Source organism: uncultured Roseibium sp. (assembly GCF_947494555.1).
GTDB lineage: Bacteria > Pseudomonadota > Alphaproteobacteria > Rhizobiales > Stappiaceae > Roseibium.
This window is the reverse complement of record NZ_CANLVF010000002.1, coordinates 533106-550436: the sequence shown is the minus strand read 5'-3', so window position 1 is coordinate 550436 and position 17331 is coordinate 533106. Positions and strand designations below refer to the sequence as shown.

Genomic DNA, 17331 nt, shown 5'->3' with positions numbered 1-17331 from the left:
CGGTGCTATTCGGTCGGCACTGTCTCGATGACCGGTAGCAACATCGTGTCGTTCAGGATCGCGCTCGGATCGTGAATCTGGGGGACCTGTTGGCAGTCTGCCGAGGGGGCGCTGGTTTCTTCCTTGTGTTCGTTCAATGCCGCGCAAATCGGAATTGCGGCCTGACGCGTCCCGCCAACGGCTACCGTCATGACGTCCTGCAGGGACCCGTCCGTTTCCTCAAGCGCAAGTGCGAGGTGTTTGGCGAAGAGCGAGATTGTCCTGTCGGCAGAATAGTTGGCGGTCTGACCGGCACCTGCGGAGGAAACGAGTGCCTCCGGTCGCTCCTTGTGGTCGACGGAATGCGTATCCAGCAAATGCATGTTGACGGCGTAGGAATTGTTCGTGTCCAGCATCAGGACAACTTCAGCCGCCGGGATTGTATGGATCATGGCCGCAAAGGCCGGTGCTGATATCCATGTTCCTTCGCTGATCGCATTGGCCGGTGTTTCAGGCTGTTCGCTGGCCCAGAACTCGAGAATATATCCGTTGACCTCTTCGCCTTGATCCGCCTCCAGCTGGCCGAGAGGCAGGTTCGCATAGATGATCAACCGGTCGTTAGGGCCCAGCCCGTTGGCGAGTTCCGTGACCTTCAGCTTCAGCGCCGAAGCGCTGGCGCCTTCGTTGATCAGCAAATGAACAGCTTCTGGTTCGGCATCAAGGCGAGGGCTCAGTGCGCCGACAACCCTTTCCAGGCTGTTGTAACAGACCTCCCGGGCCTGGGGATTCCAAGGTGGGCAGTTTCCAATCCCAAGAATGTGGTTCCGCAGCCCCTGATTGTCCTGCGCGCGCAACTCGGCGACCGGCAAAGAAGCGGATACCGCACCCGTCAAAAGCGCGGCAGCAATCGCTTTGCCGCACAGCCGCACGTGCCATGCCGATGTCCAACTGGTGCTGCCGGTCATTGCGTCTCCCCAGGATCCAAACGATGGATCCCGATAATTATAGCGCCAGCCTGTGAAAACAGTGCAAAAGCAAAACTGGAATTCAATAGAACTCCGTCGCGATCTGTTAATCAACTTTATTTTGGTTCAAAGACTTTTTGAAAGGCGCATATGCTGAATACCGGGCGGAAAGCAGCGTCAGGCGCGATTTCGAAACGTATTCAAGTGAATTTCACTCAGTTACTCAGCTGTTTGAGTTTTTCTATTATGTGAACCGTGTCGTCGGTCAGAGTGCCGGTGTCTGCATTCCCGACGGCTGCGACCATCTGAATGAGATCGGGCAGCGTATCGCGTCCGCCAAGGTGAACTGTTCTTTTGATCAGTCGTCTGATCATGTCATCCGGATTGGTACTCTGGTTGGCGAGCCATTTGGCAAACAGATACAGTTCGTCGGCCGCTTCGGCGGACATCTCAAAGACAGCCTGCAGCCGTTCGAGAATGACCGTCTGTTCAGCTTTTGAAATCCCGCCGTCCGTTTCGGCGGTAAGAACGAGCAACGCCGCCGCGGTGACACGAGGGTCATCGACACCTTCGCTTGGGTGCTGATTGGCGCGTGTGCGAAAGCCGAAGCGGCGCGCGGCTGCCTTAACATCGTGCGCTGCATCCAGCACCACGCGTGTCGTGTCTGCCGCCTGTCGAACACGGTAGAGCCAGTAGGCAGCACCGGCGGCCAGCGCGAGAAGTGCGAGCAGAATGTGCAAGGGGAATCTCCTTCAATCTCTGCTCGCATCCTTAGCGTAATTTTTGCTAACGAGGTGTGACAAAAACTACAAAACCGGCTCAGCTTGGCGTGCTCCTTGGTGCACAAGCCGGCTAACGACGTTTTCGATGATCTTGTGCCCGGCATCCTGATCCAAAGACATGATCGATTCAGGATGAAACTGCACGGCGGCGATGGCCTCTTTTTCGTGCTCGATCGCCATCACAACACCGTCTTCCGTTTCGGCTGTCACCCGGATATCGCTCGGCAGGGTCGCGCGCTTCGCAAACAGCGAGTGATAGCGCCCGACAATCACAGGCGCATTCAAGCCATCAAAGAGAAGCGAATTTCCGGACAAACTGATCGGAGATGGTTTGCCATGCATCGGGATTTCAAGCTGGCCGAGCGTTGCGCCGAAATATTCCGAAAGGGCCTGAAGACCGAGACAGACGCCGAATATCGGCAATGCGCGGGCCCGCGCCCGGCCGATCGTTGCAGCGCAGTCGAAGTCTTTCGGGTTTCCCGGTCCGGGCGAAAGAACAACCAGATCCGGACTGACATCGTGAAAAACATGGTCAGCAACCGGTGTCCGGTAGGTCACGACTTCTGCACCGGTTTGTCTGAAATAATTCGCAAGTGTGTGGACGAAACTGTCTTCGTGATCAATCAGCAGGATCTTCAGCCCGTTTCCTGGCTTGCTGCTTTCCTGCTTTTCATAGGATTTTGCCGCAAGTCCAGCCTCGCGCACTGCAGCGCGCATGGCTTCGGCCTTGAGTTCGGTTTCCGCTTCTTCGTCTTCCGGCACACTGTCGTAGAGCAGCGTTGCACCGGCACGGATCTGAGCTGTGCCGTCCTTGATCCGAACCGTCCGCAATGTGAGGCCGGTGTTCATGTCACCGTTGAACAGAACGGCGCCAATTGCGCCGCCGTACCAGGCGCGCGGCGACTTTTCGTGATCTTCGATGAACTGCATGGCCCATCGTTTCGGTGCCCCGGTTACGGTTACTGCCCATGTATGGGAGAGGAAGGCATCGAGAGCGTCCATGTCCGGTCGCAAGATGCCTTCGATATGATCCACGGTGTGGATCAGGCGGGAATACATTTCGATCTGCCGCCGTCCGATCACCTTGACAGAGCCCGGAACGCAGACCCGGCTCTTGTCGTTCCGGTCGACGTCGGAACACATCGTAAGCTCCGCCTCGTCCTTGGCGGAGTTGAGGAGCTTGCGGATCTGGGCCTCGTCTTCAATGGCGTTTTTTCCGCGCCGGATGGTTCCAGAGATCGGACAGGTCTCCACGCGACGCCCGCCGGTCACGCGCACATACATTTCCGGTGAGGCTCCGACGAGATACTCGGCATTGCCCAGATTGAAGAAGAAGGAATAGGGAGAGGGGTTTATCTGCGCAAGACGCCTGGAGACAGCGGATGGAGGATTGGCGCAAGGCTCGTAGAAGGTCTGCCCCGGAACGGTCTCGAACAAGTCGCCGCGCCGGAAGTAGTCCTTGGCCTTTTCAACCAGCTTGGCGTATTCGCCAGGTTCATGATCGCCGCGTCCGGGATCCCGGTTGGCAGGCGCATAGGGACTGGATTGCCCCGTCCGTTCAAGACCTTTGGTTGTGCGTCCATTCACTGAAAAGTCGTATTCAAGCACATAGGCACGCTTGCCGTGATGGTCGACGATGAGGATCTCGTCCGGGAGGAACAGGATTACGTCTCGTTGATCGTCCGGTCGCTCCAGCTTCAGTTCGATCTGCTCGAACTGAAACGCCACGTCATATCCGAAGGTGCCATAGAGACCGAGCTGGTCATCATCGCAGGCAAAGAGATCCTTGATCGCGCGCACAATGGAGAATGTGGAAGGCTGACGGGACCGTTCTTCCTCGTTGAAGAGACGATCGGGTTTCTTGACGGTCAGAACGATTTTGTCGTCGCTTGCACTGAAGGTGTCTATGACATCAAGCGGCCGCAGTGCATCGGCAATCGCCGGCACCAGTATCTTGCCACGCTCGTTAAGTGCCCGGATCTCGACCTTGCGATCCGCTGCTTCAAGGACGAGCGGCGGATTGACCAATGCCATGTCCCAGCGGGTATAGCGCCCTGGATATTCATAGGACGAAGACAGAACGGCGCCAAGCTCGCTGTCCAACCGGTCAATCCACTCGGAAGTACCCGTATCGTAGTTGGAGGGGCGCGACGACCGCAGGATCGTGATCCCGCTCGGTGTTTCGTAACTCTGATCTGCCAGCGGCGGCATGGTATTTCCGTTCCCGTATCTGATGGCCATTTGGGAGATTGGCGGCCTCTTAAAACACCAAGGCCGCCAGCGGTATCCCGCGGCGGCCTTTGGTGAGTTTCTTCGATCCTTTCAAAGCATGATTGATCGCAGGCCGCCTATTTCGCGCCGCGCCACCACCATACTGAATTCAGGATCGTTCTCATGCCACGACGCATACCGGAAGTGGCTTTCAATGGCAACGGTCTATTGAGTGACGGACCTGAATTGCCGCTTTTTTGTCCAATTCGTGCAAGCACCTGCTCATATTTTTCCGCCAGTCTTGACCCGCAATTCAAGATACTGTTTTGCAATGCGTCAACAAACATGAGCTCGGCATGATTCCGGTGCTTGTGAACGGGACGCAGTCGGAAGAGCAATGAGGGGCACATGGAGCATTACGATCTTATCGTGATCGGGAGCGGGCCGGCGGGGCGGCGCGCTGCGATCCAGGCGGCGAAATTCGGTCGGGATGTTCTGGTCGTCGAGCGGGGCCGCAGGGTCGGCGTGGTGTCCGTCCACACAGGTACGATCCCGTCCAAAACACTGCGCGAGACCGTTCTCAATCTCACAGGTTGGCGCGAGCGCGGATTTTACGGCAGTTCCTATCGCGTTAAACAGGATCTCACTGCTGCAGACCTCAGGGCACGGCTGCACATTACGCTCAATCACGAGGTTGACGTTCTTGAGCACCAGTTCTCCCGAAACAAGGTGGATACCGTTCGTGGCGAGGCGCGATTTCTGGACCCGCATGTCATCGAAGTTGAGGGCGACGCCGGCGAAATCCTGAAATACAAGGCCGACAAATACATTATCGCGGTTGGTACCAAGCCGTTTCGTCCCGAATATGTCCCGTTCGACGGCCAGTATGTTCTGGACAGCGACGAGATCCTGGAGCTGAGCGAGATCCCGCGCTCAATCGCCGTCATCGGGGCGGGGGTGATCGGCGTGGAGTATGCATCCATCTTCTCGGCGCTCGACGTTCATGTGACACTCGTGGAGCCGCGCGAGACCATGCTCGACTTCCTCGACAAGGAACTTGTGGCTGATTTCACGCACCAGCTTCGCGACCGCGGGATCGCTCTTCGGTTTGGAGCCACGGTCGAGAAAATTGAAAAGCATGGCCCGGCGGATTGCGAAATCACCCTGGAAGGAGGGCGCTGCGTTCGCACCAATGTCATTCTCTTTGCTGCAGGACGCATGGGCGCGACACCGAGACTCAATCTGGACAAATGTGGCCTGTCGGTGGATCACAGGGGCCGGCTGAAGGTCGATCCGTCCACGTTCCAGACCGAGGTTCCGCACATATTTGCGTCAGGCGACGTGATCGGCTTTCCAAGTCTTGCGTCCACATCCATGGAGCAGGGCCGCATCGCTGCCTGCCATGCGCTTGGTGAATCGGCTTATGACCCGCCTGATTATTTTCCCTATGGAATCTATGCCGTTCCGGAAATTTCGACCGTCGGCATGACCGAGGAAGAAATCAAGGAACGTGGCATCCCATATGAATGCGGCGTCGCGCGTTTCCGGGAAACCTCTCGCGGCCACATCATGGGTCTCGATACCGGAATGCTGAAGATGATTTTTTCGCTCAAGACGAGGCGTCTGCTTGGTTGCCACATCGTGGGTGAGGGGGCAACGGAACTCGTTCATATCGGGCAGGCGGTTCTCAACCTGAAAGGAACGCTGGAGTATTTCGTTGAAAACACGTTCAACTACCCGACGCTTGCCGAAGCTTACAAGATCGCGGCGCTCGACGCGTGGAACCGGATGCCGCCGCTTCCCGATTAGTATGGCGTAAATCGCTGACCGTCTTTGCTTTTGACTGTCTTGGTAACCGATCGGTATCGCGCATACGCTATGCATTCACGCCATGTTTGATTCGAGCGACCGCGAAAGTCACAGATGCCACGCACACTTCTTTTGAAAAACGCGGACATACTTGTCACGATGGACAAGGAGCGCCGTGAGATCAGGAAGGGCGGGCTCTATGCCGAAAACGGTTTCATTACACAGGTCGGCCCTTCAGAAGAGCTGCCAGATACCGCAGAAATGGTGATTGATGCGTCGGGAGAAATTGTTCTCCCCGGTTTCGTGAACACCCATCATCACCTCAATCAAACACTGACACGCAACCTGCCCGCTGCACAAAACAACAACCTGTTTCCCTGGCTGCAGGCGCATTACCGGGTTTGGGCAAGGACCGGTCCGGATGCGTCCAGAGCGAGTGCGCTGGTCGGTCTTGCAGAGCTGGCGCTTTCCGGCTGCACCACCGTGTTCGATCATTCCTACCTTTTCCAGAGCGGAAACAAGGTCGACTACCTGATCGAGGCGGCGCAAGATCTTGGCGTGCGCTTTCACGCCAGCCGCGGTTCGATGTCACTTGGCGAAAGCAAGGGTGGCTTGCCACCCGATGAGTGTGTCGAGGACGAAGATGACATTCTCAAAGACACAATTCGAGTAATCGATCGCTATCACAACCCGGACGCTGGTGCGATGACACAGGTCGTCGTGGCACCGTGCTCTCCATTCTCGGTATCAGAAGAACTGTTGCGCGAGAGCGCTCTTTTGGCGCGTGACAAGGGCGTCATGCTGCACACGCATCTTTGCGAAACACTGGACGAAGAACACTATACGCTGCAACGCTTCAAAAAACGCCCCGTGGAGTGGATGGAAGATCTCGACTGGGTAGGCGAGGATGTCTGGTTTGCCCATGCAATCCACGTGAATGACGGCGAAATACAGCTTTTTGCAAAAACGGGCTGTGGTGCAGCCCATTGCCCGTGTTCGAACATGCGTCTCGCGTCCGGAATAGCGCCGATCAAGAAATACATGGCTGCGGGTGTGAAAGTCGGATTGGGCGTGGATGGGTCGGCCAGCAATGACGGATCCAACATGCTGTCCGAAGTCCGTCAGGCGATGTTGCTGGCAAGGCTCAATCTGGGTTTGCAGCCCACCGTAGAAACGGATGGAACCCCGTCACTTCCCCTGGCGCACCCTTCGCGGGCCGGAGAGTGGATGACCGCCCGTGAGGCGTTGGAACTTGCGACACTCGGCGGCGCTTCCGTCTTGGGGCGGGACGACATAGGATCTTTGGAAACAGGAAAGTGCGCTGATTTCTTCACGCTTGGTCTTAATTCATTGCAGTTTGCCGGCGGGCTCCACGATCCGGTAGCGGCCGTCGTGTTTTGCAGTCCGCAATTAGCCAGGACGACCGTCGTCAACGGCAAGATTCTGGTTGCTGACGGACAGATCGTCACCTTGGACATAGACAAGGTTATTCGGGACCATAACCGCATGAGCCTGGACCTCGCCACCGGGGATTGATTCAGTCCGGGCGCCCGCACATTCCTGCTTATTTGAAAAGAGCTGTCGGATCAGCAAAGCCAGCATTTCTCAGGCATGGTCGCTTCCGCAACTTGTCCGCCATCAGCAATCCAGCTCATGATACCGTCCTGAACGTTGACGACGTTGGTAAAGCCCGCCTGGCCTGCGAGATATTCCGACAAAACCTGACTGCGGCGTCCCGTGCGGCAGATCAGAACGACTTCGTCTGCCGGACCTGAAATCAGCTGCTGCAGCTTGGCACCGAATTCCGGGTTCACGTTTCCGCTTTCATCGAAAAAGGTGACCAGATGGCTTCCCTCAAGGACGCCTGTTTCGCGCCACTCGTCCGGACGTCGAATATCGATGACGGTCGCGCCCGCTGCGAGTTTTTCCTCCAATTCCTTGTTGCCGATATCGGAGAACTTCTTGCCCTTCACATCCAGGAGTTCGATCTCGAACTTCAATGTTGCATTCGGTGGAATGACGCCGCCCGCACCTTGTGCGCCGTAAGCCATCTCTGGGGGAATGATCAGTTCACGCTTGCCGCCGACCTGCATGCCCTCAACACCCTTTTCCCACCCGGGAATAACCCGTCTTTCGCCGAGCGTGAACGAGAACGGGGTTCCCCGATCCACGCTTGAATCGAATTTCGTGCCGTCCATCAGCCAACCGGTGTAGTGAACGACGACGGTTTCACCGACATTGGCCTCTTCTCCGGTTCCCTTTTCAATGTCCTTGATTTGAAGTTCTTCCTGCGCAGCTGCCGGGAGACACAAAAAGAACGCCATCAAAACAGTGGTCAGCCACTTAATCATCACGCTTGTTCCATAGAATTTTGAGACTAGTTTCGGGAAAGGTCGGCCATCGACCGCTTGATTGCAAGTCACGGTGTCTTTACGAGCCATAACTTGAAAAGGATCTGTCGATGATGCGGCTTTTGAACGTGACATTGGTGAAGGGAACCATCGCTCTTGGAGTCGGTCTGATGTCGGCCAATTCATCATCGGCAGCAGATCTCGAGCTGGGGCTTCCCATCGTCTGCAAGCTCGGTGAAGACTGTTTCGTCCAGAACTATGTAGATATCGATCCCGGCAGCGAAGTCCAGACAGCGACCTGCTTCCGCGCCGGTTATGACGGCCATAAGGGCACGGACTTCCGCGTTTTGGACACTGCGGAAACCGCGGATGTCGTCGCATCAGCGCCAGGGGTTGTGCGAGGGGTGCGAGACGAGATGCCGGACAGGCTTGTCGTCTCGGAACAAGACAGGCAACGTGTCGCGGACAAGGAATGCGGCAACGGCGTTGTGATTGCACACGGAGGCGGCTGGGAAACGCAATATTGCCATCTCCGCCAGGGTTCCCTTGCCGTTTCGGGGGGGGATCGGGTCGAACGCGGCCAGAAACTTGGTCAAGTCGGATATTCAGGGTTCGCGGCATTCCCCCACGTGCATCTCTCGGTTCGCAAGGACGGTAAAACGGTCGATCCGTTTCTGGGAAGTTTCGATCAGGCGGGGCCGCGTCTTACGCGTTGCAACGAGGGAACAAGCGAGACCCTATCTTATGACCAACCGCTCTGGCAGGGAGACATTGAACCGCTCCTCGCCGATGCCGAAGGCACGATCATTCAGTCCGGTTTTGCGGACGGGCCGGTAAAATCGCTGGACCTTGAACAGGGGCTCGCTTCGCAGCCGGAGAGCCGCTCTCCTGCGCTCGTTTTCTTTGCCAGGTTGATCAATCTGCAAAAAGGTGACCGTGTCACGCTGCGAGTGGAGGGGCCGGAGGGGATCCTTGCTGAATCGGAAGGCGAGCCGGTCGAACGGCAAAAGGCGCAGTGGGTGGCCTTTGCGGGGCGCAAGCTCAGGTCAGCGACCTGGCCGGCCGGCGATTACACCGGCACAGTGACCCTCGTTCGCAACGGCGAAGTTTTCCGGCAAAAAACCTCCCGGTTCGCCCTCGACGGTTGAAACAAAGATCTACGAAATAGGCGCCGGTCCGCGCCTCAAACGGCTCGATCGGTCACGCCGGTATTTCGCCTTGTGCGAAAAGATGCCGGTCAACCAGGCTCTGCACCATCGGCGCAAAATGCCAATAGTCCGGAGTTGCCATATCCGGTTCTTTGCCTGCTTCGTCGAGGTGCCGCACCTGGATAATCTTCTCCAGATTCGGGTTTCTTTCGAACTCGGCGACCTCGTCACTGCTCATGGGGCCGCCCTGAAGATTGAGCGAGTGAACCGATGCCTCTGAAAGCCGGTCGAAGTATTCGGGCTTTGTTGCGCACAAATACCTTTTAGCCGCCACGTGGTATCGCACGCAGTCAACGATCACCGCGGGAAAGAAGGCACTGAGAACCCTGGCACCGGCTTCCTCGTGATATCGGTCCTTGGTGTCCTCCATCGAAAAGGTACCGAACTCAGATGTGAAGTGACCGATATCGTGCAGCAGGGCACCCACGATTATCTCATCGTCGAGGCCCCTCTGCTCGGCGAGACTTGCACCTTGAAGCATGTGTTGCGCCATTGTAACCGGCTCGCCGAGATACTCCTCGTCACCGCAACGTTCGAAAATGTCTCCCAGAAACGCCACGATATTGTCTCGTGAAAGCGTGGAGAAATCCTGCTGGCTCATTCGGCTGCCTCATGCATTGTCGCCTGCAAAGACGCCAGAGTGGACAAAAGGCCGTCCTTGTCGGCATAGCATCCCTGGAGCCAGCGCGTGCCCGTTCCTGAATAAGCCTTGCGGGCGTGAAGAACCCGGGTGTTGTCAACGAGGAAACATTCGCCGGGCTCCAAGCGGAAAGTGACTTCCATTGCGGGGTCGTCAATGATCTCGCCAAGTCTTCGGTACGCTTCGTAATAGAGCGCCATGTCTTCGAAGGGAACGTCCGTCGTTGCGGCCGCTGACCGGTTGTTGAAGCGAACCGCCGTGAGTTCGCCGTCCGGTGCGAGTTCGAGCATCGGTCTGCGGGACCGCAGGACGACGCCTTTATCGCCAGCGTACTCAAAACGCGTGCAATAGCGGCTCAAAACGCCGAACCAATCCGGATTCTCGGCCTTGAGGCGAAGGGCCGCCCAAAAACCGTCCACCACCATATTTTCGCCGCCAGCTGCCGAGCTTTCCAGACAATAAAGCACCTGCACCGTCGGTACCGGGTCACGGTAGGGGTTATCGGTATGTGCCTGAAGCCCGAGGCCCGTATAGGCAAGGTTGGTCGGATTGACTTCGGTGCGGACCTCAAAGTGGCGTCCGTAATTGGTTTCTCTTACATGTCCGAACAGGTCAACGACCCTCATCAAAGCCTGATCTTCTATTGGTCCATTGGTAAGCTTGCCGAACCCATACCGCGCCACACCCGAGAGCCAGTGGTGTTTGGCACCCTGATCGGTGGCGACACGCCCAAAGTCGTCAGATGGAATTTTGTCGCTGAGAGTGGCGTCCCAGGTTTCCACGTTGGCGGCAAGCCAGCCTTTCTCAGTCCTTTGGGGGCGGTCGTAGGCATTAGTGATCAGCCATCCGAGCGAATACCGGATCTCTTTGTTTTCAGGCGCAAAGGTGACGGAGACGGTGCCGTCGTCGATACGCGCTGCGGAAATGGTGACATTCGCGTCGATGTCGCGAAGTGCTATCAGGCGTTGCCCGTTCGTGCGCGACCGGGTTTCTTCGTCCCAGGCATTGTCGCGCAACCAGACGGCATGGAACCTGAACAGGCCTTGATCCGTGGCGAGAACGAGGATGTTTCCCGCCTCGCTTATTGTAACGTCGCTCATTTGCCGGGCCTCTCCTTTATCACCAATGACAACCTCGACTGATCGTCCTATAAAATCAAATTAGGAATTACGTGCCTGAGATTCGGTTTTGCTAATGGATAAATCCCGGTTCGACAATCTGCCTCTTGAATGGGTGCGGGCGTTTGAAGTTGCCGCGCGTACTGGCAGTTTTACCGCAGCCGCCCAGGAAACCGGACTGACCCAATCAGCAATCAGTCAACGGATCGGCAAGCTGGAAAGGCGCCTGAATACCCAGCTCTTCCTGCGCCAGCCGCGCAGTATCGCGCTTACAGTGGAAGGTGAAACGTGGCTTCCGCATGTGCGTACGGCCTTGGAAAGCTTGCGTGAAAGCTCGGAAGGGCTTTTTGGGTTGTCGCGCGAGCGACTGACGATTTCCGCAAGCGCGTCGATCATCGACCTGTGGCTGCTGCCGCGTTTGGCAGGGCTGCGGTCCGGGGTCGATACCCAGCTTTCTTTCAAGACTTTGGTCTTGTCAGGCGAGGTGCAAGGCGAACCGGGAGCGGTGCAGATCAGATATGGGTCTGGTGACTGGACGGTGGCCTATAAGACACCGCTCTATAATGAGGTCATTGCCCCGGTTGCCGCGCCGTCGCTTTTGAAAGGAGCGGGCGACTGGACGTTCCTGCCTCGCATTGCCGTCGTTGGTCCACGTCCGGGCTGGCATGAATGGTCAGCGAGGTTCGGAACACCGTCGACGCCTCTTCCTGACCTCTTGTTCGACACGTTTTTCGCCGGTCTGGCGGCGGCGAGGCGAGGTGCCGGCGTGATGCTTGCTTCGCTGCCTCTATGCCAGGAAGACCTGAATGCAGGGCATCTCAGGCGCGTATCGAAGGACAGTCTTTCACACCATCAGACCTATTGGCTGCTTGCAGCCCGGGAAGCGGTCTCTCGCACACAATGGAACATTCTCGAAAAAGAGTTGAAGTCGATTGGGTGAATCCTACCGACTGCCTTTCGACAACTGATCTTTTCAGATCATTTTTCCGGAACCGGATTGTTGGCGGTCTTGATGAGCTTTTCAAGGAGCTTTGACAGTTGCGCCTGTTCGTCTTCGGTCAATCCTTTGACGGCCATATGCTGCGTGTCGACATAGTCCGGGATCATGTCCCTGACCAGCTTGAGGCCTTTGGGTGTGACGCAGACGGTGAGTGCGCGTCGATCCTCGGGGTGCGGACATCTCTCCACGAGCCCGGCTCTTTCAAGTTTGTCCACCCGTGCGGTCATGCCGCCTGAGCTCATCATTGTGGATCTGTATAGTTCGGTCGGCGTGAGCTTGTAGGGAGGCCCGGACCTGACGAGTGTTGCCAGGACGTCGAACTCCCCGAGTTTCAGTCCTATTTCCGCATAGGCCGGTACCAGGTAGTCCCGGTTCATAAGCTGCGCCGCCTCGTTGAGGCGCCCAAGCAAAACCATCGGCTGCAGCTTGTCGGCAACCTCGGGCACTTCCTTCTGCCACTGCCGGCTCGCCCTTTCTGCCCGGTCCATCAACAGGTCTGCCGGATCGCCAAAAAGGTGTTTTGAACCATCTGACGTCTCGTTTGGCGCTTTGGTCATTTCTCAATCTCCAGGCTCCTGCACATTCGAACCAGCGACCGAAAGACGTGTAGCCGGCAAATGTTGGAAAACAGTTGAGCCTCCAGGCAGTTTGACGGTTTGACAGTTTCATTTTCGCAAACGTGTTGTCAATGACCATCAAGAATCTTGAAATTAAGTATCTTGAAATCAAGATAAATCATGTTATCTATGACTGTGACTTTGGCAGAAGGGTTGCCAAACCGTTCGAGGGAAAGGTCCAATGACAGGCATGGCCAGACAAAAGTTTCAAACGGAACCGGGAACAGGCGGAAAGCGGCAACGGCGCACATCGGGCGGTCAGAACCTGCTCGAGCTGCCTTTGGTACTGTTGTTGATCGTTGGTGCCTTTCTCGGCATATCGACCTTGTTTGCCAAGGCCGCGCCGGAACTTGGCTGGCATCCTGTCGCTCTGCTGCAATGGTCGATACTTGGCGGAGCCGTCGGTTTGTTTACCGCAACAAGACTGGCCGGCTTTAAGTCCCGGCGCAATCAGGGGAGAACGGACAAAGCGCCACTTAGGCAGTTGCTCGTCTATGTCTTCATAACCGGCATATTGTTCATATTGCCCAATATGATCGCAGTTGCCGCAGCGCCAAAAGTCGGCGCCGGGTTCGTCGCGCTTTGTTACGCGTTTCCCCTTGTCCTGACATATGCGTTTGCGGTCGTGTTGCGCCTCCAGCGCTTCCAGCTTCTGATGGCAGGTGGCGTTCTGTCAGGTGTTGCCGGTGGTGTCCTGCTTGCCATTTCCGGCGCACAACTTTCCGCTGAAGCTTCATTCTGGTCGGCACTTGCGCTATCGATTCCGTTTTTCCTTGCCGCCGGAAACATCTATCGAACGCTAAAATGGCCGAAAGGGGCCAAGCCCGTTGATCTGGCCCTTGGTATGATGGCGATCGGTTTTCTTGCGCTGGCCGCCTTCACCGCGTCATGGGGTATCCCTGTCATCCCAACAGCCTGGACCACGCAGGCCGTGACGCTGCTTGCGGCGCAAACAGCAATATTCGGTTTGCAATATGGTCTTTACTTCCGGCTTCAGCAGACTGCAGGTCCCGTTTATCTCAGTCAGATCGGATCAGTTGCCGCCGTTGTCGGGCTTGTCCTCGGCTACCTGGTCTTCAACGAAGTTCCGAACGCTGCGAAAATATCCGCAGTTGCTTTTGTCGGCATCGGCATCGTCCTGGTCACAATCGGACAGCGCCGTCTCATGGCGAAGGCTTGAGAGATCAGTTCCAGAGCCAGGCAGCGCCACGGACGCCGGAGCTGTCGCCGTGCACAGCCTTGCGGATCGGCGTGTCGAATGTATCGGAAAAGATATAGGGAGCCATCGCGGGAGGCAGGTCCTGATAGAGTTCGTCAATATTGGACATGCCGCCGCCAAGCACGAAAACGTCCGGATCAAGCAGGTTGGCCGACATGGCAAGGGAGCGGGCGAGACGGCTGACATAGCGCGTATAAATCCCGCTCGCCACAGGATCGCCAGACCGCTTGAGAGCCATGATTTCATGCCCTTTCAGCAAATTGCCGGTCTTTTCCTTGTAGTCGAGCTGAAAGCCGGTGCCCGAGCACCAGCGATCAATGACCCCTTTGTGGCCGATCCAACTGTCGGGCCCCGGGTACTCGTCCGCAGCAAGCCAGGGCACGGTGATTGCCCCCCATTCACCGCCGATTCCGTTGGCGCCAAGATGGGCCCTGGCGTCAATAGCGATGCCGGATCCGCTGCCCGTCCCGATGATGATGGCATGAACCACATGGGCTCCGGCACCCGCGCCGTCTGTCGCCTCGGAAACGGCAAGACAATTCGCATCGTTTTGAATGCGCACAGGGCGCCCGAGGACTGCCTCAAGGTCCTTGTCGAGCGGCTTGCCGTTCATCCAAGTCGAATTTGCGTTCTTGACCAATCCTGACTTGGGCGATAGCGAGCCCGGAATACCGAGCCCGAGCGTACCTGTTTCGCCTGTTGCCTTTTCTGCAGAACTGACCAGGAATTTGACAGCCTGAAGACAGCCTTCATAGTCGTCGCGCGGCGTGTCCACCCGTTGCCGGAACATTTCGGTTCCGTCCTGCGACAAGGCGATTATTTCGATTTTGGTTCCGCCCCAGTCAATTCCCAAGCGCATGTCAGTCCAACCTTTTCGGCAGTTCGAACGCCGCGCCCTGTCCCTTGGTCAGCTCGCTGGTCTGTTTGCCGTAGCTTTTGAATTTTACCAGAATGTCGGCCATTTCCTGTTCGTCCAGGATCACCGGTTCGCCAAGAACAAGGGCAGAGAGATACTGGTCTGCAAGGTCCTCGAGGCCTTCTGCAAGCGCTAGCGCTTTCATGAGGTTCGACCCTCCCGCAATCTGGCCGTGGTTGGCCAGAAGACAGGCGTTCCGATCTCCGAGCGCAGCGACCATGGCTTGCGAAAGCGCGCGTGTGCCAAAGCTTGCATAATCTGCACACTCGATGCGATCACCGCCCGCCATCGCGATCATGTAATGGAATGCCGGGATGCCCCGGCGATGGCAGGAGAGGGCTGTTGCTCTCGGGCTGTGACAGTGAACAACCGCGCCGCATTTCGGTTTGGCGAGATAGAAATCCAGATGCATCCGCCACTCGGACGACGGCAGGATATCTCCGCGATAACGGCCCTTCAGGTCGAGCGCGACGATCTTGTCTTCGCTCAGCTCTTCATACGGGGTTCCCGAAGGCGTGATCAGAAATCCGGATTTCACCCGCGCGCTGACGTTGCCCGACGTCCCCTTTGTCAAACCAAGACGGGGGAGGGACCGCGCCGTTTCGATAATTTCGCGGCGCAGTTTTTTGGTGTCGCCTGGGAAAGAAGACTTTTTCGGCATCGCGGTTCTCGGAGTGAATAAGGCTAGAGACGCCGGAACGTCCTCAGATCGGGCATCTTATTGGCAGAGAACTGAACGCAAATGCAAGTGCTTGGCATCCGAAACCTCACGAAACCTGCAAAGCCTGTTCCGAGCGGCTCGATATGACCGTTGAAACGAATGTGCGGGGAAGCAGGTTGATCCGGCTTCCCCGCACAGCGGGCTATAAGGTCGAGTGCGTCTCGGTGTTTTACGGTCCGGGCCGGTCCGGCAGGGGAATAAACTCCTCCGCATCGCCCGGAACCGTGTCGAAACGGCCAAGTTTCCAGTCTTCCTTGGCTTGTTCGATACGTTCCTTTGAAGAGGATACGAAGTTCCACCAGATGTACCGGTCACCGTCCATGGGTTCGCCGCCCAGAACGACGAAGCGAGCTGGTTCTGGAGAGTTGTTTTCAACAACAAGACTGTCGCCGGGTTTGAACACAAGAAGCTGCGCCGGATCAAAGGCCTGTCCGGCGATCGTAATTTGCCCCGAAACGGTATAGAGCCCGCGCTCTTCCCATCCGGCATCGAGCGGTACTTTTGCACCTGGTTCCAGCGCAATGTCGGCGTAAAACATGTCCGATGCGGTTTTCACAGGCGCTGTATGACCGTAGAGACTGCCTGCAATCAGCTTGACCGATGCACCCTTGTCGGCAAATTCGGGCTGCTCCGCTGTCCCGTGATGCTGGAACGTCGGATCGCCTTCCTCAAGATGTTTGGGCAGGGCAACCCAGCTTTGAAGGCCAAACAACGGGCGCTTTGCCTGCAGCCGCTCAGGCCGCTCGCGCTCGGAATGAACAATACCCTTGCCGGCGCTCATCCAGTTGAGCGCACCCGGTGCGATTGCGATCTCTGTTCCGAGGCTGTCGCGGTGATACATCTCGCCTTCGAACAGATAGGTGACCGTGGCAAGTCCGATATGCGGGTGAGGGCGCACGTCGATGCCGCCACCGACAAGAAGCTCCGCAGGCCCCATCTGGTCGAAGAAGATGAATGGTCCGACCATGCGCCTTTTTGCGGACGGAAGGGCACGGCGCACCGAAAAACCGCCGAGGTCGGAGGTACGCGGAACGATGATCGTGTCGATGGGATCGCAACTTGCTGCGTTGCCAGGTATCGGGTCAGGACTGTTCAACCAGCTCATGGGCCTCTCCTTGCCTTCAAATTCGCGTCTGGTTCCCTAGATAGGGCCGGCACTGCGAAAGTGTCCATTGAACAGTGCGTTTCCATCTTCCCTGACAATTGGAAGCGTGTATAACGGCGGCCCCGCAAGCTCTTCCAAGGTGCCCCCATGAAACGCGTGATGATCGTCGGCGGTCCAGGCTCTGGAAAAAGCACGCTTGCCATGCGCCTCGGCGAGCTTACCGGTCTTCCGGTCTATCATATGGACCAGATTCATTGGCTCTCAGGCTGGGTGGAAAGAGCACGTGAAGAAAAGAGCCGGATGACCCACGAAGTCCACATGAAGGACGAATGGATCTTCGAGGGCGGTCATTCAGCCACCTACGCAGAGCGGGTCGCGCGGGCCGATACATTCATCTGGCTGGATGTCCCTGTCTGGCTGAGGATATTTCGGGTCTTGAAGCGCGCGGTCATACACCATGGACAGACCCGGCCTGATCTGGCCGAGGGGTGTCCGGAGCAGTTCAACTGGCAAACGGTTGAATTTTTGAGTTTTATCTGGCGCACACGCCACAGCGCACGCGCCAAGCTCGTTGCGATTTATGAAGCGCCCCACGAACACCTGAAGGTCGTCAGATTGAGGACGAAGACCGAACTCAGTGCTTTTTTGCAGGCGCTAAAAGCCGGGACCTGATATCGGCAAGGTCAATCA

16 protein-coding genes are annotated in these 17331 nt (G+C 57.0%); 6 read left to right on the top strand and 10 right to left on the bottom strand.

What is annotated here, in order from left to right; translation table 11 throughout:
* Window positions 1–5: 5 nt before the first annotated feature.
* The 3 genes from Q0915_RS11010 to Q0915_RS11000 form a co-directional block, all read right to left on the bottom strand.
* Window positions 6–944, bottom strand: a complete 939-nt coding sequence (locus Q0915_RS11010; protein ID WP_299471299.1) for a hypothetical protein — start codon at window positions 942–944, stop codon at window positions 6–8.
* 215 nt (window positions 945–1159) lie between these two features.
* Complete coding sequence (locus tag Q0915_RS11005; RefSeq protein WP_299471297.1) at window positions 1160–1684, bottom strand: TerB family tellurite resistance protein; 525 nt, start codon at window positions 1682–1684, stop codon at window positions 1160–1162.
* A gap of 66 nt (window positions 1685–1750) precedes the next feature.
* A complete protein-coding gene (locus Q0915_RS11000) occupies window positions 1751–3937 on the bottom strand; it encodes an anthranilate synthase component I (protein ID WP_299471293.1) in 2187 nt (728 codons plus the stop codon).
* 408 nt (window positions 3938–4345) lie between these two features.
* On the opposite strand from Q0915_RS11000, the gene sthA reads away from it, so the two are divergent.
* Together sthA and Q0915_RS10990 are read left to right on the top strand one after the other, a co-directional pair.
* The gene (gene sthA / locus Q0915_RS10995; protein WP_299471291.1) at window positions 4346–5746 is read left to right on the top strand and encodes a Si-specific NAD(P)(+) transhydrogenase; all 1401 of its coding nucleotides are present in this window, start codon (window positions 4346–4348) and stop codon (window positions 5744–5746) included.
* Between the two features lie 114 nt (window positions 5747–5860).
* The gene (locus Q0915_RS10990) at window positions 5861–7282 is read left to right on the top strand and encodes an 8-oxoguanine deaminase (RefSeq protein ID WP_299471288.1); all 1422 of its coding nucleotides are present in this window, start codon (window positions 5861–5863) and stop codon (window positions 7280–7282) included.
* A gap of 50 nt (window positions 7283–7332) precedes the next feature.
* Here the strand turns inward: Q0915_RS10990 and Q0915_RS10985 are convergent, their stop codons facing one another.
* Window positions 7333–8097, bottom strand: coding sequence for an FKBP-type peptidyl-prolyl cis-trans isomerase (locus Q0915_RS10985; protein ID WP_299471286.1), 765 nt, complete (start codon window positions 8095–8097; stop codon window positions 7333–7335).
* A gap of 110 nt (window positions 8098–8207) precedes the next feature.
* Between Q0915_RS10985 and Q0915_RS10980 the strand changes: the two genes are divergently transcribed.
* On the top strand, window positions 8208–9245 hold the full coding sequence (locus Q0915_RS10980; RefSeq protein WP_299471284.1) for a M23 family metallopeptidase: 1038 nt from the start codon (window positions 8208–8210) through the stop codon (window positions 9243–9245).
* A 52-nt stretch (window positions 9246–9297) separates the two neighbouring features.
* Here Q0915_RS10980 and Q0915_RS10975 read toward each other — a convergent pair whose 3' ends face one another.
* Window positions 9298–9906, bottom strand: coding sequence for an HD domain-containing protein (locus tag Q0915_RS10975; protein ID WP_299471282.1), 609 nt, complete (start codon window positions 9904–9906; stop codon window positions 9298–9300).
* Window positions 9903–11045 (bottom strand): TauD/TfdA family dioxygenase, encoded by a 1143-nt coding sequence (locus Q0915_RS10970; RefSeq protein ID WP_299471280.1) that lies wholly within the window; start codon window positions 11043–11045, stop codon window positions 9903–9905. The genes Q0915_RS10975 and Q0915_RS10970 overlap by 4 nt, the downstream gene beginning before the upstream one ends.
* Before the next feature lie 94 nt (window positions 11046–11139).
* Here Q0915_RS10970 and Q0915_RS10965 point away from each other — a divergent pair, with 94 nt between their 5' ends.
* Window positions 11140–12003: a LysR family transcriptional regulator gene (locus Q0915_RS10965; RefSeq protein ID WP_299471278.1), complete on the top strand. Its 864-nt coding sequence runs from the start codon at window positions 11140–11142 to the stop codon at window positions 12001–12003.
* Window positions 12004–12041: 38 nt separating this feature from the next.
* Here Q0915_RS10965 and Q0915_RS10960 read toward each other — a convergent pair whose 3' ends face one another.
* Window positions 12042–12551 carry a MarR family winged helix-turn-helix transcriptional regulator gene (locus tag Q0915_RS10960; RefSeq protein ID WP_299472312.1) on the bottom strand — a complete coding sequence of 170 codons (510 nt, stop codon included), beginning with the start codon at window positions 12549–12551 and terminating at the stop codon, window positions 12042–12044.
* 310 nt (window positions 12552–12861) lie between these two features.
* Here Q0915_RS10960 and Q0915_RS10955 point away from each other — a divergent pair, with 310 nt between their 5' ends.
* Window positions 12862–13860, top strand: coding sequence for a DMT family transporter (locus Q0915_RS10955; RefSeq protein WP_299471276.1), 999 nt, complete (start codon window positions 12862–12864; stop codon window positions 13858–13860).
* Between the two features lie 4 nt (window positions 13861–13864).
* Here Q0915_RS10955 and Q0915_RS10950 read toward each other — a convergent pair whose 3' ends face one another.
* The 3 genes from Q0915_RS10950 to Q0915_RS10940 all read right to left on the bottom strand — a co-directional run bounded on the left by Q0915_RS10950 (window position 13865) and on the right by Q0915_RS10940 (window position 16641).
* Window positions 13865–14758 carry an ROK family protein gene (locus tag Q0915_RS10950; protein WP_299471274.1) on the bottom strand — a complete coding sequence of 298 codons (894 nt, stop codon included), beginning with the start codon at window positions 14756–14758 and terminating at the stop codon, window positions 13865–13867.
* Between the two features lies 1 nt (window position 14759).
* Complete coding sequence (locus tag Q0915_RS10945; RefSeq protein WP_299471272.1) at window positions 14760–15476, bottom strand: class II aldolase/adducin family protein; 717 nt, start codon at window positions 15474–15476, stop codon at window positions 14760–14762.
* 229 nt (window positions 15477–15705) lie between these two features.
* Window positions 15706–16641 (bottom strand): pirin family protein, encoded by a 936-nt coding sequence (locus tag Q0915_RS10940; protein WP_299471270.1) that lies wholly within the window; start codon window positions 16639–16641, stop codon window positions 15706–15708.
* A 147-nt stretch (window positions 16642–16788) separates the two neighbouring features.
* Here Q0915_RS10940 and Q0915_RS10935 point away from each other — a divergent pair, with 147 nt between their 5' ends.
* Window positions 16789–17313 (top strand): DNA topology modulation protein FlaR, encoded by a 525-nt coding sequence (locus Q0915_RS10935; RefSeq protein ID WP_299471268.1) that lies wholly within the window; start codon window positions 16789–16791, stop codon window positions 17311–17313.
* Window positions 17314–17331: the final 18 nt, after the last annotated feature.

Excerpts from the sequence above, each read along its gene's own strand:
- Q0915_RS11010 (WP_299471299.1), bottom strand. The coding sequence starts at position 944 with ATGACCGGCAGCACCAGTTGGACATCGGCATGGCACGTGCGGCTGTGC.
- Q0915_RS11000 (WP_299471293.1), bottom strand. The coding sequence starts at position 3,937 with ATGCCGCCGCTGGCAGATCAGAGTTACGAAACACCGAGCGGGATCACG.
- sthA (WP_299471291.1), top strand. The coding sequence starts at position 4,346 with ATGGAGCATTACGATCTTATCGTGATCGGGAGCGGGCCGGCGGGGCGG.
- Q0915_RS10990 (WP_299471288.1), top strand. The coding sequence starts at position 5,861 with ATGCCACGCACACTTCTTTTGAAAAACGCGGACATACTTGTCACGATG.
- Q0915_RS10985 (WP_299471286.1), bottom strand. The coding sequence starts at position 8,097 with ATGATTAAGTGGCTGACCACTGTTTTGATGGCGTTCTTTTTGTGTCTC.
- Q0915_RS10980 (WP_299471284.1), top strand. The coding sequence starts at position 8,208 with ATGATGCGGCTTTTGAACGTGACATTGGTGAAGGGAACCATCGCTCTT.
- Q0915_RS10975 (WP_299471282.1), bottom strand. The coding sequence starts at position 9,906 with ATGAGCCAGCAGGATTTCTCCACGCTTTCACGAGACAATATCGTGGCG.
- Q0915_RS10970 (WP_299471280.1), bottom strand. The coding sequence starts at position 11,045 with ATGAGCGACGTTACAATAAGCGAGGCGGGAAACATCCTCGTTCTCGCC.
- Q0915_RS10965 (WP_299471278.1), top strand. The coding sequence starts at position 11,140 with ATGGATAAATCCCGGTTCGACAATCTGCCTCTTGAATGGGTGCGGGCG.
- Q0915_RS10960 (WP_299472312.1), bottom strand. The coding sequence starts at position 12,551 with ATGGACCGGGCAGAAAGGGCGAGCCGGCAGTGGCAGAAGGAAGTGCCC.
- Q0915_RS10955 (WP_299471276.1), top strand. The coding sequence starts at position 12,862 with ATGACAGGCATGGCCAGACAAAAGTTTCAAACGGAACCGGGAACAGGC.
- Q0915_RS10950 (WP_299471274.1), bottom strand. The coding sequence starts at position 14,758 with ATGCGCTTGGGAATTGACTGGGGCGGAACCAAAATCGAAATAATCGCC.
- Q0915_RS10945 (WP_299471272.1), bottom strand. The coding sequence starts at position 15,476 with ATGCCGAAAAAGTCTTCTTTCCCAGGCGACACCAAAAAACTGCGCCGC.
- Q0915_RS10940 (WP_299471270.1), bottom strand. The coding sequence starts at position 16,641 with ATGAGCTGGTTGAACAGTCCTGACCCGATACCTGGCAACGCAGCAAGT.
- Q0915_RS10935 (WP_299471268.1), top strand. The coding sequence starts at position 16,789 with ATGAAACGCGTGATGATCGTCGGCGGTCCAGGCTCTGGAAAAAGCACG.